This is a genomic window from Herbaspirillum lusitanum, assembly GCF_046025995.1.
In the GTDB taxonomy this organism is placed as follows: Bacteria; Pseudomonadota; Gammaproteobacteria; order Burkholderiales; family Burkholderiaceae_D; genus Herbaspirillum; species Herbaspirillum lusitanum_A.
Genome location: NZ_JAQQFM010000003.1, coordinates 279729 through 299009, shown reverse-complemented (window position 1 = coordinate 299009; position 19281 = coordinate 279729). Strand labels below are relative to the sequence as shown.

The following is a 19281-nucleotide window of genomic DNA, read 5'->3' as shown; positions in this document are numbered from 1 at the left end:
AGGAGCTTCGATAAGAAACTGCGTTAAGAACTCTGCTGATCCACGATGGCCTTCAGCGTTTGCAGGCAAGTCATCACTTGCTGGTCCAGCCAGGTCACGGCCTCTTCCGGCGGCAGTCGACTGAGTTCTATCACCATCGTCGCGCTCAGGCTGATGCGCAGACATTGCGTGCGCTGAAAATCCTGACTGCCGCAGGCCACCGGCTGGCCCAGCAGATAGCTGCTGCCATTGGCATGCCGGCTTTGCTGCAGGGTGCGATAGGCCTGCTCCATCTCGAGCGACGTCAGATGGCGCGAGGGCGCCACGCGCCGCACGCGGAAGGCGAATAGCGTGGCCGCATTCACATCGCCGGCGTCGGCATCCTGCGTGTTGGCGTTGGCGGCGACGCCTGCGCTGCGCGCCAGCAGATCGAAGCCGGGACACGCCTGAATCGCGGCATGCACCGCCTGGCCGAAGCGCGCGATCAGCAACTGGCGCAGCGCAGCGGGAATCGCAAAGTATTGCTGCATGGTGTGCAGCCCGGCTTCCCAGCGCGCCAGCAGACCGGGATTGGGCGACGGCTGGCTACAGGCGTCGGCGCGGGTGATTTCTTCCAGCCCGGCGCGCCATGCCGGCGGCACCATCAGCGCACCGCAAAAGGAAGGCGCGGCAAAGAATTTGGAGGCGGTCAATGCCACCATGTAGTTGTTCACCAGATAGCCGCGCAGGCTGCCGCGTGAAATGCGCAACTGGCAGGCGTCGATCAGTACTGCAACACGTTCCGGCGCGGCCTTGACCAGCATGTGCAGTAAATCGGCACTGGGCGCACGGCAACCGGTCTTGGATTCGTCGGCGCGGATCAGCAGCACCGGGATGTCCTGCGCCAGCGCGACCAGCGCCGCCGTGTGAAAATCGCGATCGATTTCGCCGATGCTGCGCAAGGAACCGTCGGCATTGCGCAGGCGCACTTCGACGATGTCGGCGACCGTCGCGCCGTCCACGCCGTTCGGTTTGCGCAAGGTATCGCAGACGGCCCGGCCGGTTTCGATGAACTCCGGCATGACGATGCGAAACGGCTGGCGAAACCGCAGCGCCGCCAGACGCACGGCGCTGAAGTGGGCGTCGGTGCCGGACTCGGCCACGATCCAGCCGGTGCCGGCGTGCTCTGCTTGCTGCAGCCCGCACAATTCAAAAAATCCGGAGCGTATGCGGCTGAACTCTTGCTGATACAGCGCGTGCATCGCGGCTTCGCCGGGCGCGTTGCACAAGCGTGCGCGCAGACTTTCGACGGCGGCAAAAGCGTCTGCAGAAATATGCGAGGCGGTGGACGATGAGAACTCGACGCTGGCCGTTGCCGGCCCCGGACTGATGCCATATTTGTTGCAGCGCTGGCCCGCCAGCGGACGGATGCGTTCATCCCCGCCGGCAACCAGCAGCTCCGAACTGGATGGCAGTTCAGGCATGCGGCAGCTCGTCTGCCGGGCGTGCAATGCCGGCGGCGTCGAACAACATGTTCTGGAAGGCCTTGAACACCTTCTGCATGGCCGCCGCCTTGTAGGGGAACAGATCGTCCGGGTCCATCGCGTGCACAATCATGCCGGTGTCTACTTCAAAGATCAGCAGTTTTCCGTCGCGCGTTTCGGCGCAATCCATGCCGAAATAATCCAGAGGGAAGGTGTCGTACAGACCGGCGAATGCTTCCGCATGACGCACCGCAAAGTCCTGGTCGAAGCTGAGCATGACGCGTTCTTCTTCCTTGCGCTTGGCTTCGCTTTCGGTCATGCCGGCGTTCAGATAGTGAATCATCCAGTGGCTGGAAATCGCCATGTGGCAGAGGAAGGGTTCCCCCTTGATCAGCACGATGCGGTATTTGCGGAACTGACCGTCGGCGCTGCTGTAATCGATGAAGCGCGAAATGAAGAACTGCTGCACGCCCGGCTGTGATGCCAGATAGGGCGCGATGTCTTGCGGTCCGTTCAGCTTTTCCAGACCATGGCCGGCGTGCGAGGTCAGCGGCCGCACGATCAGCGGCCATTCGCCGTCGCTCAGGAAATCGTTGAGCGGATCGCCGTTCTGTATGCCTTCCAGCTCATGCCGGCGCAGACGCGCGGTGAACGGCATGGAGACCGTTTCGATATCCTGGGTGAGGATGGAAACCACGTCGCGGCTCAGGCTGAGCGAATGCATGGGATGGTTCAGCAGCGGCTTGCTCCAGCCGCTGGCGGCGTCGCTGAGCTGATGCAGGATGTCCTGGGTCTCGTCGGATTCGCCCATGGCGGCGAACAGCACGTCATGCGGCGGCAGCACGGCAGGCACCGGCTGATCGCGGGTGACGTACAAGGTGTCGAGCGCAATGGAGGCGCCGGACAGCAAGAACTCCAGCGGTACATTGGCCATGAAATTGCCGGGCGCCACCAGCGCCAGCAAGCGCAGACGCGGCGTGCCTTCAGTCGCGGTCGGCAGATGGAAATGGCGCTTGATGCCGATCGCTTCCAGTTGCGTGCCGGCAGCCACCGCCTCGTGGCCGTTGATCTGCAACACGTAGGACAGATCCATCAGCGCGTTGGCATCGTTGGGATGATCGGCCAGATAGGCGATCAGCTCATTGCCGAGCGGCTTCAGATCAACACCGAAAAAGGCCGCGTGCAGCAGCGGCTCCAGTCCGATCTGATATTTGGAACCGGGCACGAAACGCGGCAGCGAAGGAGTCTGAGACATGATGTTTTCCTGGTGAACCGCAACCGCAGCCACAGCGGCCGAGGGCGCCTGCGGCGTGAGCTTGTCGGCGGCGGCTTGCAGCGCAAACGCCAGCATGCGGTCGATGTCCTGCTGCGTGGTGCGGTGATTGAACAGCGCGGCGCGAATGGCAAAACGGCCGCCGATCTTCGTCGAGGATGGCGCGGCGATGCCGGACTCCTGAATCTCCAGCAACAGCTGCTGATTCAGCGCATCGACCTGCTCGGCGCTCATGCCGGCCCCGCCGCGATGGCGGAAACAGACGATGTTGAGCGAGACCGGCGCCAGCAATTCAAGCTGCGGCAGCTCGGTAATGGCGGCGCCCATGGCGCGCGCCAGCGTACAGCTGCGTTCGATGCTTTGCCCGAGGCGCGTGGCGCCATACACCTTGAAGGTGAACCAGGTCTTGAGCGCCCGAAAACCGCGTGACAGATCGGGGCCGAGATCGCAGGGCCAGGGAGAACCCGCAGCCATGCCGCGCTGGTTGCGCGCCAGGTAACTTTGCGGATCCTCGACAAAGGTTTCCAGATGCAGCGAGCCGTCGCGCACCAGCACGAAGCCGGCGTCGTAAGGCACATGCAGCCACTTGTGGAAATCCATGGCGATGGAATCGGCCAGCTCGATGCCGCGCAGGCGCGGCTTGAGTTCGGGCGACAGCGCCGCCATCGCGCCGTAGGCGCCGTCGACATGGAAATGGATATTCAGCTCGCGCGCGATGCGGCCCAGCGCATCGAGATCGTCGATGGCGCCGGTATCGACCGAACCGGCGGTGCCGACGATCAGAAACGGCTGGGCGCCGGCGGCGCGGTCGGTTTGGATGGCGCGTCTCAGCGCATTAAGATCAATGCCGCCGTCGGCGCTCACCGGAATCTTGCGCAGATTGCTGCTGCCCAGTCCGGCCAGATCCATGGCGCGCGCCACGCAGCCGTGCGCGGCCACCGAGGTATAGGCCAGCAATTCGCTGCCGGCTGCCTGACGCACACCCTGGCGGCGCACGGCGGAACCGCCGGCGCGATAACGCGCTACCTGCACGCCGATGAAATTGGCCATCGAGGAGCCGGTGACGAACACGCCGCTGGCCTCTTGCGGGAAATCGAAGAGTTCGCGCATCCAGCGCACGATCTGGCGTTCGACCTCGACCGGCATGTGATCGCGGCCGCCGACGTTGGCGTTCAGTCCGGCCGCCAGCATTTCCGACAGCATACCCACCGGGGTGCCGGCGCCATGTACCCAGCCCATGAAGCCGGGATGCACATTACCGACCGAATATGGCAGGATGCTGTCCTTGAACATGGCATAGGCATCGTCCAGCGACCCGCCCTCGCGCGGCAACGCTTCGCTGAACAGGGCGCGCTTTTCAGCCGGCGGCGTCTGCCACACCGGTCGCTCACGGATGTTCTGTATGTAGTCAAACATATCGTCCAGCATCGCGTGGCCCTGACGGCGCAACTCATCCCATTCGGATGGACGCGGATCCAGCATGCTGTCCTGGTTCTTTTCGTCTGATCCCATACCCAATTCCCTTAACATCTCTGACGACCGCCTGACGAATCGATCAGATTCGATTTGTCTATGGTAAAGAGGCGAACTTAGCCTGAACTTGCCATGAAGTAAAGCACCGCCGCATGCTAATTGCGCGACTGCGACGGAATGCTGGCAACGGCCCTTATCTTGCCGCCTTTTCACTCATAAAACAGACGCACGCTCATCCTTTGCTGCGGTTCAGGGCGTTGTAGAGCACCGGCATGACGATCAGCACCAGCGGCAGCTGCACCAGCAATCCGGAGATGATCGCAATCGCCAGCGGTTGTTGCATTTCGGAACCTTCGCCGATGGCAAACGCCAGCGGCAGCAAGGTCAGAATGGCGGCCAGCGTGGTCATGGCGATCGGCCGCATGCGGTTTTTGCCCGCTTCGATCAGGGCGCCGATGCGGTCGGTGGTATGCAGCACTTCCTGCTGTTCCGAGAAATAGAAGATCGCCACCTCGGTCACGATGCCGATGATCATGGTCATGCCCATCATGGCCGAGATATTGAGATCGATGCCGGTCAGCGACAGGCCGACGAACACCGCCGACACCGAGATCAGCGAGGTGAACAGGATCACGCCCGCCATCAGGAAACTCTCGTACATGAACAGCAGCAGCAGGAACACCAGCACCGCGGCCGCTGCGAACACCGTCATCAGGCCCTTGAAGGCAATCCGCTGCTGCTCGTACAGACCGCCCAGCTGGTAATACGTCCCTTGCGGGAACATGTCCGGCTTCGACAACTCGGTCTTGACGTCGGCGATCACCGAACCCAGATCGCGGCCGCTGATGCGTGCTGTCACGGCCACCATCTGCTTGAGATTTTCGCGGCTGATTTCGGCCTGACCGGTCAGCGTATCCATGCTGGCGATGCGCTTGAGCGGCACCAGATGGCCGTCCGGCGCACGCAGCGTGATCAGGCCCAGATCAGTGTCGGTCTGGCGCTGCGCCTGCGGCAGCCAGACCCGCACGCCGACCGCCTTGACGCCTTCGATGATCTGCGTCGCCACGTTGCCGCCCAGGCTGTCCGACAGCATCCTGGCCACCGCCGCCGGATCGAGCCCTTCGCGCGCTGCCTTGAGCGGATCGATGTGCAGCTGCAAGGCATCGCCGGCCGGATTGATGCCGTCCTTCACGTCCACCACGCCCTGCACCTTGCCGACCACGGCGGCGATTTTCTTGGCCATCTCCGGCAATCTGGCCGGATCGGCCGAGAAAATCTTGACCTCGACCGGCTGCGGCACCGCCGTCAGGTCGCCGATCAGATCTTCCATCAGCTGCGCCATTTCGATGTGGATGCCGGGCACCTCGCGGTCGATGCGGGCGCGAATCTGCTCCATCGCCACATCCACAGGCTGCCGCTTGCCCTGCTTCAGGCGCACGAAAAAGTCGCCGTGATTGGGCTCGCTGATACCGCCGCCCAGGCCGGTGCCGGTGCGGCGCGAATAGGTCTGCACATTGGGATTGTTGCGCACGATGGCTTCGACCTGCTGCACCAGCCTGTCGGTTTCGGTCACGGCGGTGCCGGGCTCGGTGTAATAGTCGAGCACGAAGCCGCCCTCATCCATCGACGGCATGAAGCCGGAACCGACCTTCTGAAAACCGATGAAACCGGCGACGGCGAGCGGTACGATCATCAGCAGAATCAGCAAGGGCCGTTGCAGCAGGCGCTGCATCAATACCGTGTAGCGCGCGTGAAACCAGGTGGTCAGGCGACCGTGATCTTCGCTGTGCGCATCCTTTTGCGTCAGCAGGCGCGTGGCCAGCACCGGCACCGCCAGCCAGGTGAACAGAAAGGAAATGAACAGACCGGAGGCCATGGTGATCGACAACGCCTTGAAGAAGGCGCCGGTCACGCCGGTCAGAAATGCCAGCGGTGCGAAGATCACCAGCGTCGAGGCGCTGGAGCCGATCAGCGGCCGCAGAAATTCGCGCGCGGCGTTCATCACGCCGGCGGCGATGTCGTCCTGCCCCTGATGCAGGCGTCGCACAATGTGTTCGATCATGACGATGGCGTCGTCGATGATCAGGCCGACTGCCGCCGCCATGCCGCCCAGCGTCATGATGTTGAAATTGAGTTTGAGCAGCGACAGCAGCACCACCGTGGTCGCCAGCACCGCCGGCACCACCACGATGGCGATCAGCGTGATCTTGAGATTGCGCAGAAACACCAGCAGCACGATGGCCGCCAGCCCGATGCCGATCAGGATCGCATCGCGCACGCTGGAGGCCGATGCCGTCACCAGCTGGCTCTGGTCGTACCAGTTGGCGATGTTGACGCCCTTGGGCAATTGCCCCTGAAACTGTTGAATCTGATCCTTCACATCCTGTGCGATCTGGATGCTGTTGCTGCCCGGCTGCTGGTAGATCGACAGCAGCACGGCGTCGCGGCCGTCGGCGGTGACGCGTATCCATTGCGGCACGGCCGAGCGCGTGACCTGCGCCACATCCTGCACCAGCACCACGCCGTTGGCGCCGCTGGCGATGATGGTCTTGCGGATCTGCTGCTCATCCTGCAGACGGGTGTCGGCCATCACCAGAAACAGCTTGTAGTGATCTTCCAGACGGCCGACCACATTGATCACATTGCTGGCGGCCAGCGCGCGTGAGACGTCGTCGGCCGAGAGGCCGCGCGCGCTCAGTTTCTGCGGATCGACCGCGACCTGAAATTCTTCCAGCGCGCCGCCGATGGCCTGCACCCGCGAGACGCCGTTGATGCCCGACAGCAAGGGCCGTAGCTGATATTCGGCGATGTCGCGCAACTGCGTCGGCGATACCGTGGCCGAGGTCAGGCTGTAGGCGATGATGGGAAACACGGTCGGGTCCATGCGCCGCGTCTGGATCACGGTGCCGGGCGGCAGTTGCGCGCTGATCTGCGACATCGCCGCATTCACCTGCAAGGTGGACGAAGCCATGTCCAGACCCCAGTCGAAGTTGACCGAAATCTCGGCCGAGCCGCGCGCCGTGGTCGAGCGCACGCTGGTCACGCCGGGCACGCGCCGTACTGCTTCTTCCACCGGCCGCGTGACCAGCATTTCCATCTGCTGCGGCGGCTGATCGCCGGCATCCAGCGACACCACAACACGCGGAAAATCCACGGTCGGGAACAGCGAGGTCGGCATCTGGAACGAGGTGATCAGACCGCCCAGCGTCAGGATCGCAATCAGGAACAGAATGGAACGGCGATGATGATGAATCCAGCCTCCGAACTTCATTGGCGCGCTCCCCGTACCGGCATGCCTTCGCTCAGTTCATAGTTGCCCAGCACCACCAGCGGGTCGCTGGCATCGAGCGGGCCGGTCACGCCCAGCGTCGTGCGATTGTCGGCCACGGTGCGCACCGCCACGCGATGCGCGTGCCTGCCGCTGACCTGGTAGACATAACTGCCGCCGGCGTCGGTCAGCACCGCCTGACGCGGCACCTCCCAGGCCGATTGCGGCGCCATCATGATCTCTGCGCGCACGCGTGAACCGGGGTTGAAGCCGGCCGCCGCCGGCAGCCGCACCACCACGTTGATCAGTTGAGTTTTCGGATCGATCAGGCCCTGCACTTCGCTGACCGTGCTGTTGACGCTGCGCGCGTTATCGGACAGCGCGGTCAGCCGCACCTGCTGCCCTTTTCTGATCTGCGCCTGGTCGGCCGGATCAATGCCCAGCACCACCTTGAGCTGATCGGTGCTGCCCAGTTGCATGAAGGGCACGCCGGCCTGCACCCGATCACCCTGAAAGGACGTCAGGCTGAGAATCACGCCACTGGCGGGCGCCGTAACCGTCTGCCCGCCCTGCGCGCCTCCGAGCGCCTGCTGCGCGCGCAATGCGGCAAGCGCATCCGCCCGCGCCCTGGCCGCGGCATCCACCTGTGACTGCGTCGCCAGTTGCAGGGACGCCAGCGACTGCACCCGTTCCAGTTCGGCGCTGGCAGCCTTGAGGCTGGTCTGCGCCTGTTCGTAGCCGAGGCGCACGGCCGGATCGGGCTCCAGCACCGCCAGCAGTTCACCCTTTGCCACGCTCTGCCCCTGTATCACCTTGAGCCGGGCAATCTGCGCGGCGGCCGCGCTGCTGATGTTATGCATGCTGCCCGGCAACACATCGCCATAGGCAGTGATCGAGGCTTGCACCTGCTTCATCTGCACCGGCGCGGTCTTGACCTGCGCACTGGCTTGCGGAGCAGCGCCGGCGGAAGCGGCAGCATCGGCAGCCGCCTGATTCTGCTGCGAACGGGCATTCACGCCGAGCAAGCTGCCGCCGGCGACCAGCGCCATGCTTGCGGCAGCGAGACAGAGGGTCTTCTTTTTCATGGTTGCGACTTTCTTTGAAGTTGTAGCGGCAGCTCGCCGCCGATCACGCCTTGCAGCGCCACCCGCTGTTCAAGTGCGGCCTGTTCCAGCGCCAGGGCTTCGGTCTGTTTGGCGAGCAGCGCGGTCTCGATGTTCATCAGCACCAGCGTGTCGAGGTTGTGGGCGCGGAACGCCGTCATCACGTTGGCGCGTTGCTGCGCCAGCTGGCGCACGCCCTGCTCCGATTGCTGCAGCTGGCGCAGATTGAGGGCCTGCTCCTGCATGAGACGGTCGACATCGGAATACGCCAGATTGAGGCGCTGCTGATATTCGTCATGCAGCTTTTGGCGCGTCGCCTTTTCAATGGCGATGTTGCCGCGATTGCGGTTGAAGACGGGCAGCGAGATCGACACGCTGAAACCCTGCGACGGCACATTGCTGGTATCGCGCGCCCGGTTCAGGCCGATGTTGAGCGCCGGAAACTGAGCGATGATGGCTGCGCGGTAACGCTGATCCTGCGCTTCGTAACCGCTGCGCAGCGCCATCAGATCTGGGCGCCGCGAGGGCAGCTGAGGCAGGATGGCGTCTATCGATGTGCGGTCCAGCGGCGGCAGATCGATCTGCGGCTTGAGCGGCACCTGCACCTCGGGCGCCAGCCCCAGCAGATTGTTCAGATCGTGGCGAAACTGGTTTTGCTGCTTGTCCAGATCGAAGCGCTGACGCCGCACATCCTGCAAGGCGGTGAACGCTGCACCGGACACGTCGAGCGTGATCAGCTTGCGCGCCAGCGCCTGCTGCGTCTGCGCCACGCGCTGCTCAAGAAAGGCCTGCTGATCGCTCAGCAGCTTTTGCAGGCGCTGTCCTTCGACGATGCGGATGAACAGCAGTCTGGCCTGCGCAATCACCTGCCACTCCTGCCACAGCAGATTCAGATCGGCCTTGTGCGCCTCCTTGTCGGCCGCATCGGCCAGCGTGCCGTGCGTCAGCAGACTGCCGAAATCGTAGCTGGGGCCGATGGTGTAGCCGCTGCTGGAACCCGGATCGGGATTGCGTTTGAAATCGCCGCTCATCGCCAGTTGCGGATCCGGCAACAATGATGCGGAGAAAGCCTGAGCGTGCGTCACATGGGCATCGTCGCGCGCCAGCCGCAGATCGGGATTGTTGAGCACCGCCAGAATGCTGACATCGGTCATGTCCAGACCGTCGGCGGTCGGCGCAAAGGCATGCGGCGGCAAGGCCGGGAACGCCAGCTCGGCCGGTTCGGCCGTCACCCGCGCGATGGCGTTGAGATCGCTGCTCCAGGTCGGCCGGTCTTGCAGGGGCAGACTCTGATAACTGGCGCAAGCGCTCAGGCCCAGAGGCAGCAGCAAGGCGAGAAGAGTTTTTTTCATCGGGGTTTTCAAAGATGGGGCCGAGGCCGCCATGCAATCCATGACATTGCGACGCAGCCTAACCACCAAAAATTAGAGAACAATTAGGGGGCCCACAAAGACATGCGGTGTGCTGTGCGCATGCAGCATGGCTGGCAACTGCACCGCCTACAGCGTCGGCATGGGGGGTATGGGGCCATGGGCCACGCCTCAGCAAGGCCTAAGTGTCGGGCGCTATCCTTGTGCGTAAAATCAAGGTCGAATCGACTACTATTCAAGTTCAGATTCGTCCGGACGGAGACCTGCGCATGCATCAGCCGGCAGCACTCCGTCCTCATTCAGCGAGAAATATCGTGAGAGTACTTCTGGTAGAAGATGACAGGATGATCGCCAGCGCCACCGAACAGGCGCTGAAAGATGCCGCCTATGCCGTCGACTGCGTCGGTGACGGCGGCACCGCGCAACTGTCCATCGCGACCCAGGCCTACGATGTGATCCTGCTCGATCTGGGTCTGCCCAAGCTGGACGGTTTTCATGTGCTGCGCCATCTGCGCGACAACAATATCCACACGCCGGTGCTGATCATGACCGCGCGCGATGCGCTGGAAGATCGCATCCGCGGGCTGGATGCCGGCGCCGACGACTACCTCATCAAACCCTTCGAAATGGATGAACTGCTGGCGCGCATGCGCGCCGTAGTGCGGCGGCATGGCGGCAGCGGAAATCCCATGCTGACCAACGGCGCCATCTGCCTCGATCCGAGCACGCGCGAAGCCAGCTTTGAAGACATTGCACTGCGCCTGTCGGCACGCGAGTTCAGCCTGATGCAATCGCTGCTGCTGCGGCCCGGCGCGATTCTCTCGCGTCAGGATCTGGAAGACCGCATCTATGGCTGGAACGAAGAGGTGGAAAGCAATGCAGTGGAATATCTGATCCACTCCATTCGCAAGAAATTCGGCAACCACATCATCAAGAATGTCAGAGGCCTGGGATGGATGGTTTCAAAAGAAAAATAGGCAATTCGCTGCAGGCCCAGCTCTCATTCTGGCTCTCGCTGGTGATTGTGGTGACCGCCATCGGCGGCGGCTTCTTTTCGTTTCGCGGCGCCTTCAACGAGGCCTATGAATTTCAGGACGATCAGTTGCGCCAGATCGCCGGCCTGATGGAACAGCAGCAGCCGCATACCGGCTTGCTGATCACGCAGGTGATAGAAGAAAGCGCCGATCCGGAATCGCAGGTGATCGTGCAGGTCATCGGCCTCGACGACAAGGAAATCACGCTCAAGGACGAACCGCTGGCGCTGCCGCCGGACGTGCAGGAAGGCATGCATACCATGGCCGGACGACGTCATACCTGGCGCATCTTCATCCGCAATCTGGCCAACAGCGATCGCCTGATCGTGACCCAGCGCACCGATGTGCGCGACGAGATCGCCAGCGGCAACGGCTGGCGTACGGTCGGGCCGTTCATGGTGCTGATGCCGCTGCTGCTGATTTTGGTGAACGTGGTGATCCGCTACATGCTCAGGCCGGTGACGCGGCTTTCGGCCGAGCTCGACGGTCGCAGCGAATCGGATCTGCGCACCCTGGACGATGTACATGTACCGCGCGAAATCCGGCCCTTCATCTCTTCCATCAACAGCCTGCTGCTGCGCGTGGGCAAGTCGATGGACATGCAGAAACGCTTCGTGGCGGATGCCGCGCATGAGTTGCGCTCGCCGCTGACGGCGCTGTCGCTGCAGGCGGAAAACATCAGAAAGATCGATCTGCCGCCGCTGGCCCAGGAACGCGTGCGCGAATTGCGCAACGGCCTGTATCGCATGCGCTCTCTGCTGGAACAATTGCTGACCATGGCCCGTTCGCACGAGACGGCGGCGCAGCGCCCGCCCGAAACCATCAGCATGGAAGACATGTTCAAGCAGATCCTGGAGGATCTGATGCCGATGGCGGAAGCCAAGAATCTCGACATCGAGGTCGACAGCGATCCGCACGCGGTCTTTCGCGGTCATCTGTTCGACGGCGTGATGGTGGTCAAGAATCTGATCGACAATGCGATCCGCTACACCCCGCCCGGCGGCTACGTGCGGCTGCGCGCGAGTACACGCAACGGCCGTCTGGAAATCCAGGTGGAAGATTCCGGCAGCGGCATTCCGGAAGTGGAAATGACGCGCGTCTTCGATCCCTTCTATCGCATTCTCGGCAGCGGCGAATCGGGTTCGGGGCTGGGGCTGGCCATCGTCAAGACCATCCTCGACCGCAATCGCGCGGACATCTTTTTGCAGAACGTGAAATCCGACGCCGGCGCCGTGACCGGCCTGCGCGTGACCGTGCTGATCTGAACCGACGGGCTCGACGACCTCAGTTGTCGGCCCGATTCAACTGCCGGCCCACATCCGCAACAGCTTGTGATACGTGGCGCTGAGGCCGACGATGGCCGGATCGCGCTCCTGCGCAGGCAGCTGGCTGCGCAGGAGCATCAGATTGCAATCCGGGTCGAACAGCAGATCACCCGCCGCCAGCTTGACAGCCTCATCGCGCCAGACATCGGCGATCACCAGCTCGCCGCCCTCGTATTCCTCAGGCTCGCTCAGAAACAGGGTGCATGACAGATCGCTGCGCACGCAGCCGGCCTCCGGCAAGAACCGCAGCGCCACGTCGCCGTGATCGTTCAGAAAATTGTGTTCGTCGCCGTAGTGATTGAACAGCGGCGGCGAAATCCTGACGGGCAGCGCCGCCGTAAAGAACATCTGATCGTGACGCTGCCGCAGGCGTGGTTAATCGCCTAGCCTGACGCAGGCCGCCTTGCTGGCAGCGTCCGCCAGGCGTCTGGCATCCCGGTGATCAGAACATGGCCTCCCGTTCGGCCTCGCCCTCCTCTTTTCTGAGCGCGGCAGTCGCTGCGCCATCTGCGCTATCTGCCTTACGCCAGGTAACCGGCTGCAAGCGCTTGCGGTCGACACTCAGATTGAAGACATCGAAGCGATTGTAGTAGCCCACCACATCGTGAAACTGCTTGGGCTCCACGCAGGCGTTGAGGTCGAAATCGGCATAGGCGATGCCTTCATCTTTCTGCAGCACATCGCCGGTCTGACTACCGGTCGGCGTGACGAACTGCGTCGCGGCCTTGGGTGTCTGTTCCAGCAATTCGGCGACGCTGTCATCCCCGGCGGTCAACATGTCCGTCATGCGTTTGTCCATATAGCCGGCACACAGAATGCCATAGGCCTTGGCCTCGAAGGAGTGTGCACCGGCACGAATACGGTTGGCGGCGACGTTGTCGAAATTTTCGCCGGAGACCGGCTTCTTGGTCGGCCAGATCGCCGGCCAGCTGGAGATGTGAATCTGCTCGCCTTGCGCGATGAGGGAATAACGCGCCAGCGGGTTGGTGTTCTCGCCGCAAATCAAGGCGCCGATCTTGCCGATGCGGGTATCGGCCACTTGCAGGCCCGCGCCGTCGCCGGGCGCCCACACCATCTTTTCGTAGAAGGTCGGCACCAGCTTGCGATGATGATTGAGGATAACGCCGTCGTCGCCGATCAGGACATTCGAATTCCACAGGCAGCCAAGACTGACGCGGGTCGATTCGCTGAAGCCCATGGAGACGAACACGCCATGACGCGCCGCTGCGGCCGACAATGCGGCCATTTCCGGGCCATCGATCAGAATGCTGTTGGCAGCAATCTTCCTGAACCATTCATGGTTGTAGATCGGCGCCCACAAGGCAGCCCAGACGGGAAAGCCGGGGATGAACGATTCCGGAAACACCACCAGCTGGGCGCCATGGGCGGCAGCTTCGGCGATCAGCGCGAGTGCCTTCTGCAGGGTGGCGGCACGGTCGAGATAGACCGGCGCAGCATGCATGGCTGCGACTTTGACTATGGGGAGCGACATATGAAATTCCTTTCTGTTGAATGATGAAAGCGCAAGAGCGGGCGATATCAGTGATTGGTGATTGGTGACAGGCGATCGCCGGTCAATGCGACACGGCCTGATCGATGCCGATACCGGTTTCACGGCGCACGGCCAGCTCTTCCCAGCGTTGACTTGCGCGCCGGTCTGAGAACAGCAGCGAACCCAGGATGACCAGCAGGAAGCCGACCGGAATCGAGATCACACCGGGATTGCGCAAGCTGATCAGCGGCGCCGCGAGGCCGACGATGCTGGTGGCATCGGCAGGGATGGCGGCGGCTGTCGCGACAGCCGCATCTTTATCCGCGCGCAACTTTGCAAGCTCGCCCGGACTTACCGTAGCGGGTGTTTTTTCGGCCTGGAGCAGACGCTCGGTGAGCGCAGCTGCGCTTGCCGTGGCGGCAGATTTTTGCTGTTGCGGATACGTCATGTTCGGCGAGACCAGTACCAGGCCGATGGCCAGCAGCGTGCCGCCGATCACACCGGCCAGTACGCCGGCGGTATTGCAGCGTTTCCAGTACAGCGTCAGCAGCAGCGCAGGGAGATTGGCCGAGGCTGCCACCGCATAGCCGAGTCCGACCAGATGCGCAACGTTCTGGCCCTTGGCAAGAATGCCGCAGACCACGCACACCAGCGCCATCAGCAGCGTGGCGACGCGGGCCGCTTTCACCTGCTCCTGCTCGGTGGCCTGGCCATTGCGAATGGCGCCGACATAGACGTCATGCGCCAGTGCCGAAGCCGCCGCCAGCGTCAGGCCGGCCACCACCGCGACGATAGTGGCGAACGACACCGCCGCCACGAAGGCCAGCATGAAATTGCCGGCCAGACTATCGACACCGCCGCCCAGAAATTGCGCCAGCATCGGCGCCGCCAGGTTGCCGCCTTTGTCGAGCACGACGATGGCTTTGGCGCCGACATAGTGGGCGGCGGCGAAGCCGATGAAAATGATCAGCAGATGACAGGCGCCGATCGCCAGCATGGCCCACAGTACTGAACTGCGCGCAGCCTTGGCATCCGGGACGGTGAAGAAGCGCATCAGGATATGGGGCATCGCCGCCGTCCCCAGCACCAGCGCCAGACCGAGCGACACTTGCTCCAGCGGGTTCTTCAGATACAGGCCCGGCTCCAGAAAGCGCTGGCCGGCCTCCTGCAGATTGAGCGTGGTCGCGCCTTTGAGCAGTGCTTCCGCAACATAGCTCTGCAACCGCTGATCGTTGGTCAGACTATTGAAGAAGCCAGGCACGTTGAAGCCGAACGGCAGCCACGCCAGCACCACCAGCACGAAGCACGAGGAAATCAGCAGCACCGCCTTGATCACCTGCACCGAGGTGGTGGCGCGCATGCCGCCGAACATGACGTAGGTCAGCATCAACAGGCCAACCGCCAGCACCGAAATCTCATAGGGGATGCCGATCAGCGCACGGATGATGACGGCGCCGCCGACGATCTGCGGCACCATGTAAAACACGGCCACGATAATGCTGGACAAGGCCGCAGCCACCTTGGTGCTGCGAAAACTGTTGCGATACGCCAGCACGTCACCCAGCGTATAGCGGCCGAGATTGCGGCAGGGCTCGGCCACCAGCAGCAGCACCGGGATGAAGGCGATGAAGAAGCCGATCAGATAGGCGATGCCGTCGTAACCGTAGAGCGCGATCAAACCCGATACGCCGAGAAAGGCGGCCGCGGATAAATAGTCGCCGGCAATCGCCAGACCGTTGCGGATGGGACCGATACCGCCGCCGGCAGTGTAGAAATCGGTGGCGGTGCGATTGCGCTTGGACGCCAGATACGTAATGAACATGGTGGCGCCGAACAGCACGGCAAACACCGCGATGGTCATGCCGCGATAGTCGTCGCCGACCAATACCTTGCTCTGCGCCATCGCGCCGTTGGCCGCGCCGATCAGCGCCAGCGCCACCCCTGCCCGTATTGCAGTAGATCGTTTCATACCAGCTCCCTGAAAAAATGATGTGGTGGCAGTGCTGCGGCCCCATGCCATTGCATGCCGGCCGGCGTCCGCTTCGGTTGTTATTGGCAAATCACATGCGGCCGATTTCGCGATCCAGCTTGCGCATGCTGACGGCATAGCAGTAGGCAATCATGCCGCCGATGGGATATTGCAGAACGGCATAGACCAGGCCCAGATTGATCGAACCGAACAGGCGCACGTGAAAGACCGAGGGATACAGGGTGGTGATGAATGGAATCGAGAAATAGAACAGTGCGCTGATGATGAACAGTGTGAGAACGATCTTCTTGCGCTTGCGCGCGATGGCGTGAAATTCCGGGTTCTGGTAGATGACCGACCAGGAGCTGGGCTGGGGATTGATGTGCATGGTCATACCTCGGCTAGTGAACGGTAATAGAAACGCGATAAAAGAAACGCGGCAAAAGATAGACGGAAAACGAAAACGCAAATGAAAGACGACTGCAGCGCAGGTTAGCAGAGCGATTTCTTGAAAAAAACTGGCGATTCCGCAATAGGCCTTGCGAATTTGCAAGGGCCTTTTTTCTTTAACTTGGTGCGTTATTGCGCTCAAATGCACAGTCCGGGTGCTTGTTGCGGACGTATTTGCCGGTGGCTATACTCAAGGCAGGCATTTCATCCCGACAACCCTTGCGAAATTGCAGATGAACCCACGGATTCCGAACTGGAACGATCTACGCATCTTTCTTGAGGTCGCGCGCGCCGGCACACTCTCGGGCGCCGCCGCCAAGCTCAAGGTGGATCACTCCACCATCAGCCGCCATATCGCGCAGTTGGAGATGGCCGTCAATGCGCCGGTATTCGAGCGCAATCATCAGGGCTTTCACATCACCGCCAAAGGGCGCGAACTGCTTGAGCATGTGGAGGGCATGGAGAGTGCCGCGCTGGCCATCGGCGAATCGCTGTCCGGCGCTTACCGCACGCCGTCCGGCCCGGTGCGGATTGCGACCATGGAAGGCATCGCCTCGCTGTATCTGTCGACACAGTTTGTCGGCTTCAAATCACTGCATCCGCTGATTCAGGTCGAGCTGGTGACGTCCACCCAGCTGGTGCATGTGAACCAGCGCGAAGCGGATATCTTTCTGAGTTTTTTCCCGTCCGAAGGAAAAGGCCTGGAGGTGGAACCGATCGGCGCCTTTCCGCTGCATCTGTACGCAGCCGACAGCTATCTTGCCACCTACGGCACGCCGCAGTCGGTGGCCGAACTGGACCAGCACAAGTTCGTTTCCTATGTGGACGATCTGATTCAGCTCAACACGGTGCGCTGGCTGGAAGAAGCGGTGACACGGCCCAATGTGGTATTCCACTCGTCGAGCATGATCGCGCAGATGTTTGCGGCAGCCGACGCCGGCGGCATCGTCATGCTGCCGGCGTTTTCGAGGGCCGAGCGATTCGGTTTGCGTCCGCTGCTGCTGAGTGAAATCGACGTCAAGCGCACTATCTGGATGACGGTGCATCGCGACCGCTGTTTCACGCCGCGCATCAAGGAGGTCCAGAAATTTCTGCGCGAAATTCTGAAGCGCGACTTTCCTTTGCCGCCGGGAATACGCGTGAAAAAATTGGAGACCTGAACTCTGGAAGTCTTTGCATTCCTTTCTGCCGCCTTCTTCCTTCGCTTGTTCCGCTTGCGCCGTCTTCACGCATTGGGGATATCGCCGCATCGCTATATCTCATAGAATATATCGAACGCCTTCCTGGCCATACGAGACAGCATCAACGCGCCATCCCTCCCACAAGAACAAGCAAGGAACATCCACCATGCCAGCACATCGCAGATTTCTGCCTCAGACCATGTTGTTTTCAAGCTTGCTGGCAGTCTTTGGCAATATGCCGGCTGCGGCTGAGCCGGCCGCAGCCATCAGCGTCTTCGCCGCCGGCAGCCTGACCGGGCCGTTTACGGTGCTGGCGCGCCAGTTCACGGCGGCCAGCGGTATTCCGGTCAATCTGTCCTTCGGGCCGGCTGGTTTACTGCTGGCGCGTATTGAGAAAGGCGAGACGGCCGACGTGTTCGCCTCGGCCAACATGGAACATCCGCAAAAGCTGGCGCGCGAAGGCAAGGCCAGCGCGCCGGTAATCTTTACACGCAACAAGCTGTGTGCGGTGGCGCGTCCGGATTTGCAACTGACGCCGCAGAATTTCCTGAGCACTCTGCTCGATCCGAAAATCAATTTCGGCACCTCGACACCCAAGGCCGACCCCGGCGGCGACTACACCTGGATGATGTTCGACCGGGCCGGCAAGCTGCAGAACGGCGCCGATCAGACGCTCAAGACCAAGGCCAGACAACTGGTCGGCGGCAAGGATAATCCGCCGGTGCCGGCCGGTCAGGATGCGGTGAAATACTTCATCGCGCACAGGCAGGTGGACGCATTCATCGGTTATTGCAGCTCGCGCCAGACTGAGCCCGACCCGACGCTGACCAAGATCGAGCTGCCGCCGGAACTGTCGGTGGCGGCAGATTATGGCCTGAGCGTGCTGCAACAACCCGCCGATGCCGGCAAGTTCAATGCGGCCTATCGCTTTGCATTGTTTGTGCTGACACCGGCGGCCCAGCAGACCCTGGCCAGCTACGGCTTTGCACCGGTGGCGACGGCGGGCAGACAATAGCAACGGGAGGATGCGGTCGCCCCGCTGAACGCCGGCACCTATTGATCAACTATTGATCAACCCAGTCTCCGACAACATTAGCCGACCATGAGCAAATCATGAAAAGATATCTGACGCCGTTCTTGCTGGTGCTGAACCTGGCATTTTCATCCGCCCGGGCGCAAGAAGTCTGCATGAGCGACACTCCTGCGATCCAGCGCATTCAAGCATCGCTGGAACCACTCGCCGTCCATCAGGGCTTGCGTTGCGCCGGCATCCGCAAGGCCTTGAAATTTCATCTGAACGAGGGCCGCTACGTGCTGATCGTGGCCTCCGACGAAATCGATACCGTCAAGACCGCAGCAGAGCGCGCGCCATGAGCGAACACACGAACCAGGCAGCGCGGCGCATCCGGATTGCGGCGGCGCTGATCATGCGCAGCGATGGCGCCACGCTGCTGGTGCGCAAGAAGGGAACCGACTGTTTCATGCAGGCCGGCGGCAAGATCGATGCCGGCGAGCAGCCGCTGCAAGCGCTGGCAAGAGAGTTGTGCGAGGAGTTGTCGATACAGCCGACGCTGGCCGAGTTTCAGACGCTGGGCCGACATACGGCGCCGGCCGCTCACGAGCCCGAGGCGGTGGTATGCGCAGATCTGTTCCTGCTGAGGGCGGATCAGGCGGTCGCGCCGGCCAGTGAAATCGAAGAATGCATCTGGCTGGAACCGGGCAAGCACATCGCTATCGCCATGGCGCCCTTGACGCAGGACATCGTGATCCCGCTATGGCGACATATTCTGAAACAGGATGCGGAAAAACAATAAGAACGGCAGCACTTGCATCGCGCAGCGCTGACGAAAAATGCCGGCGATGAAAGCCGATTTCCGCCGGCATAGAAATCGGCCGCCTGA

At 62.0% G+C, this 19281-nt stretch carries 15 protein-coding genes; 6 read left to right on the top strand and 9 right to left on the bottom strand.

Going from position 1 to position 19281, the window contains the following annotated elements; genetic code table 11:
- Positions 1–23 precede the first annotated feature (23 nt).
- The 5 genes from PQR62_RS07190 to PQR62_RS07170 all read right to left on the bottom strand — a co-directional run bounded on the left by PQR62_RS07190 (position 24) and on the right by PQR62_RS07170 (position 9911).
- Positions 24–1442, bottom strand: a complete 1419-nt coding sequence (locus tag PQR62_RS07190; protein WP_408156270.1) for a hypothetical protein — start codon at positions 1440–1442, stop codon at positions 24–26.
- Entirely contained in the window at positions 1435–4227 is a 2793-nt protein-coding gene (locus tag PQR62_RS07185; RefSeq protein WP_408156268.1) for a pyridoxal-dependent decarboxylase, read from the bottom strand. Before PQR62_RS07185 ends, PQR62_RS07190 begins: the two co-directional genes overlap by 8 nt.
- Before the next feature lie 193 nt (positions 4228–4420).
- Positions 4421–7459, bottom strand: a complete 3039-nt coding sequence (locus tag PQR62_RS07180; RefSeq protein ID WP_408156266.1) for an efflux RND transporter permease subunit — start codon at positions 7457–7459, stop codon at positions 4421–4423.
- A complete protein-coding gene (locus tag PQR62_RS07175) occupies positions 7456–8541 on the bottom strand; it encodes an efflux RND transporter periplasmic adaptor subunit (protein ID WP_408156264.1) in 1086 nt (361 codons plus the stop codon). The genes PQR62_RS07180 and PQR62_RS07175 overlap by 4 nt, the downstream gene beginning before the upstream one ends.
- Positions 8538–9911 (bottom strand): TolC family protein, encoded by a 1374-nt coding sequence (locus tag PQR62_RS07170; protein WP_408156262.1) that lies wholly within the window; start codon positions 9909–9911, stop codon positions 8538–8540. Before PQR62_RS07170 ends, PQR62_RS07175 begins: the two co-directional genes overlap by 4 nt.
- Before the next feature lie 332 nt (positions 9912–10243).
- Between PQR62_RS07170 and PQR62_RS07165 the strand changes: the two genes are divergently transcribed.
- Positions 10244–10906, top strand: coding sequence for a response regulator (locus tag PQR62_RS07165; RefSeq protein WP_408156260.1), 663 nt, complete (start codon positions 10244–10246; stop codon positions 10904–10906).
- Entirely contained in the window at positions 10882–12228 is a 1347-nt protein-coding gene (locus PQR62_RS07160; RefSeq protein ID WP_408156258.1) for an ATP-binding protein, read from the top strand. The genes PQR62_RS07165 and PQR62_RS07160 overlap by 25 nt, the downstream gene beginning before the upstream one ends.
- Positions 12229–12264: 36 nt before the next feature.
- Here the strand turns inward: PQR62_RS07160 and PQR62_RS07155 are convergent, their stop codons facing one another.
- The 4 genes from PQR62_RS07155 to PQR62_RS07140 form a co-directional block, all read right to left on the bottom strand.
- Positions 12265–12636 (bottom strand): hypothetical protein, encoded by a 372-nt coding sequence (locus tag PQR62_RS07155; RefSeq protein WP_408156256.1) that lies wholly within the window; start codon positions 12634–12636, stop codon positions 12265–12267.
- A 94-nt stretch (positions 12637–12730) separates the two neighbouring features.
- Positions 12731–13780 carry a carbon-nitrogen hydrolase family protein gene (locus PQR62_RS07150; RefSeq protein ID WP_408156254.1) on the bottom strand — a complete coding sequence of 350 codons (1050 nt, stop codon included), beginning with the start codon at positions 13778–13780 and terminating at the stop codon, positions 12731–12733.
- 82 nt (positions 13781–13862) lie between these two features.
- Complete coding sequence (locus PQR62_RS07145) at positions 13863–15749, bottom strand: solute symporter family protein (protein ID WP_408156252.1); 1887 nt, start codon at positions 15747–15749, stop codon at positions 13863–13865.
- 91 nt (positions 15750–15840) lie between these two features.
- Positions 15841–16137 (bottom strand): DUF485 domain-containing protein, encoded by a 297-nt coding sequence (locus PQR62_RS07140; RefSeq protein WP_408156250.1) that lies wholly within the window; start codon positions 16135–16137, stop codon positions 15841–15843.
- A gap of 295 nt (positions 16138–16432) precedes the next feature.
- Here PQR62_RS07140 and PQR62_RS07135 point away from each other — a divergent pair, with 295 nt between their 5' ends.
- The 4 genes from PQR62_RS07135 to PQR62_RS07120 all read left to right on the top strand — a co-directional run bounded on the left by PQR62_RS07135 (position 16433) and on the right by PQR62_RS07120 (position 19194).
- A complete protein-coding gene (locus PQR62_RS07135) occupies positions 16433–17359 on the top strand; it encodes a LysR family transcriptional regulator (protein ID WP_408156248.1) in 927 nt (308 codons plus the stop codon).
- Positions 17360–17546: 187 nt separating this feature from the next.
- Entirely contained in the window at positions 17547–18395 is an 849-nt protein-coding gene (locus PQR62_RS07130; RefSeq protein ID WP_408156246.1) for a substrate-binding domain-containing protein, read from the top strand.
- A gap of 98 nt (positions 18396–18493) precedes the next feature.
- Positions 18494–18754, top strand: a complete 261-nt coding sequence (locus PQR62_RS07125; protein WP_408156243.1) for a hypothetical protein — start codon at positions 18494–18496, stop codon at positions 18752–18754.
- Positions 18751–19194: an NUDIX hydrolase gene (locus PQR62_RS07120; protein WP_408156241.1), complete on the top strand. Its 444-nt coding sequence runs from the start codon at positions 18751–18753 to the stop codon at positions 19192–19194. Before PQR62_RS07125 ends, PQR62_RS07120 begins: the two co-directional genes overlap by 4 nt.
- The last annotated feature ends 87 nt before the right edge of the window (positions 19195–19281 follow it).

What these genes read in the sequence shown, in the direction of transcription:
- PQR62_RS07175 (WP_408156264.1), bottom strand. Translation starts at nt 8,541, where the DNA reads ATGAAAAAGAAGACCCTCTGTCTCGCTGCCGCAAGCATGGCGCTGGTC.
- PQR62_RS07190 (WP_408156270.1), bottom strand. Translation starts at nt 1,442, where the DNA reads ATGCCTGAACTGCCATCCAGTTCGGAGCTGCTGGTTGCCGGCGGGGAT.
- PQR62_RS07160 (WP_408156258.1), top strand. Translation starts at nt 10,882, where the DNA reads ATGGATGGTTTCAAAAGAAAAATAGGCAATTCGCTGCAGGCCCAGCTC.
- PQR62_RS07130 (WP_408156246.1), top strand. Translation starts at nt 17,547, where the DNA reads ATGCCAGCACATCGCAGATTTCTGCCTCAGACCATGTTGTTTTCAAGC.
- PQR62_RS07120 (WP_408156241.1), top strand. Translation starts at nt 18,751, where the DNA reads ATGAGCGAACACACGAACCAGGCAGCGCGGCGCATCCGGATTGCGGCG.
- PQR62_RS07185 (WP_408156268.1), bottom strand. Translation starts at nt 4,227, where the DNA reads ATGGGATCAGACGAAAAGAACCAGGACAGCATGCTGGATCCGCGTCCA.
- PQR62_RS07150 (WP_408156254.1), bottom strand. Translation starts at nt 13,780, where the DNA reads ATGTCGCTCCCCATAGTCAAAGTCGCAGCCATGCATGCTGCGCCGGTC.
- PQR62_RS07140 (WP_408156250.1), bottom strand. Translation starts at nt 16,137, where the DNA reads ATGCACATCAATCCCCAGCCCAGCTCCTGGTCGGTCATCTACCAGAAC.
- PQR62_RS07180 (WP_408156266.1), bottom strand. Translation starts at nt 7,459, where the DNA reads ATGAAGTTCGGAGGCTGGATTCATCATCATCGCCGTTCCATTCTGTTC.
- PQR62_RS07155 (WP_408156256.1), bottom strand. Translation starts at nt 12,636, where the DNA reads ATGTTCTTTACGGCGGCGCTGCCCGTCAGGATTTCGCCGCCGCTGTTC.
- PQR62_RS07170 (WP_408156262.1), bottom strand. Translation starts at nt 9,911, where the DNA reads ATGAAAAAAACTCTTCTCGCCTTGCTGCTGCCTCTGGGCCTGAGCGCT.
- PQR62_RS07125 (WP_408156243.1), top strand. Translation starts at nt 18,494, where the DNA reads ATGAAAAGATATCTGACGCCGTTCTTGCTGGTGCTGAACCTGGCATTT.
- PQR62_RS07135 (WP_408156248.1), top strand. Translation starts at nt 16,433, where the DNA reads ATGAACCCACGGATTCCGAACTGGAACGATCTACGCATCTTTCTTGAG.
- PQR62_RS07145 (WP_408156252.1), bottom strand. Translation starts at nt 15,749, where the DNA reads ATGAAACGATCTACTGCAATACGGGCAGGGGTGGCGCTGGCGCTGATC.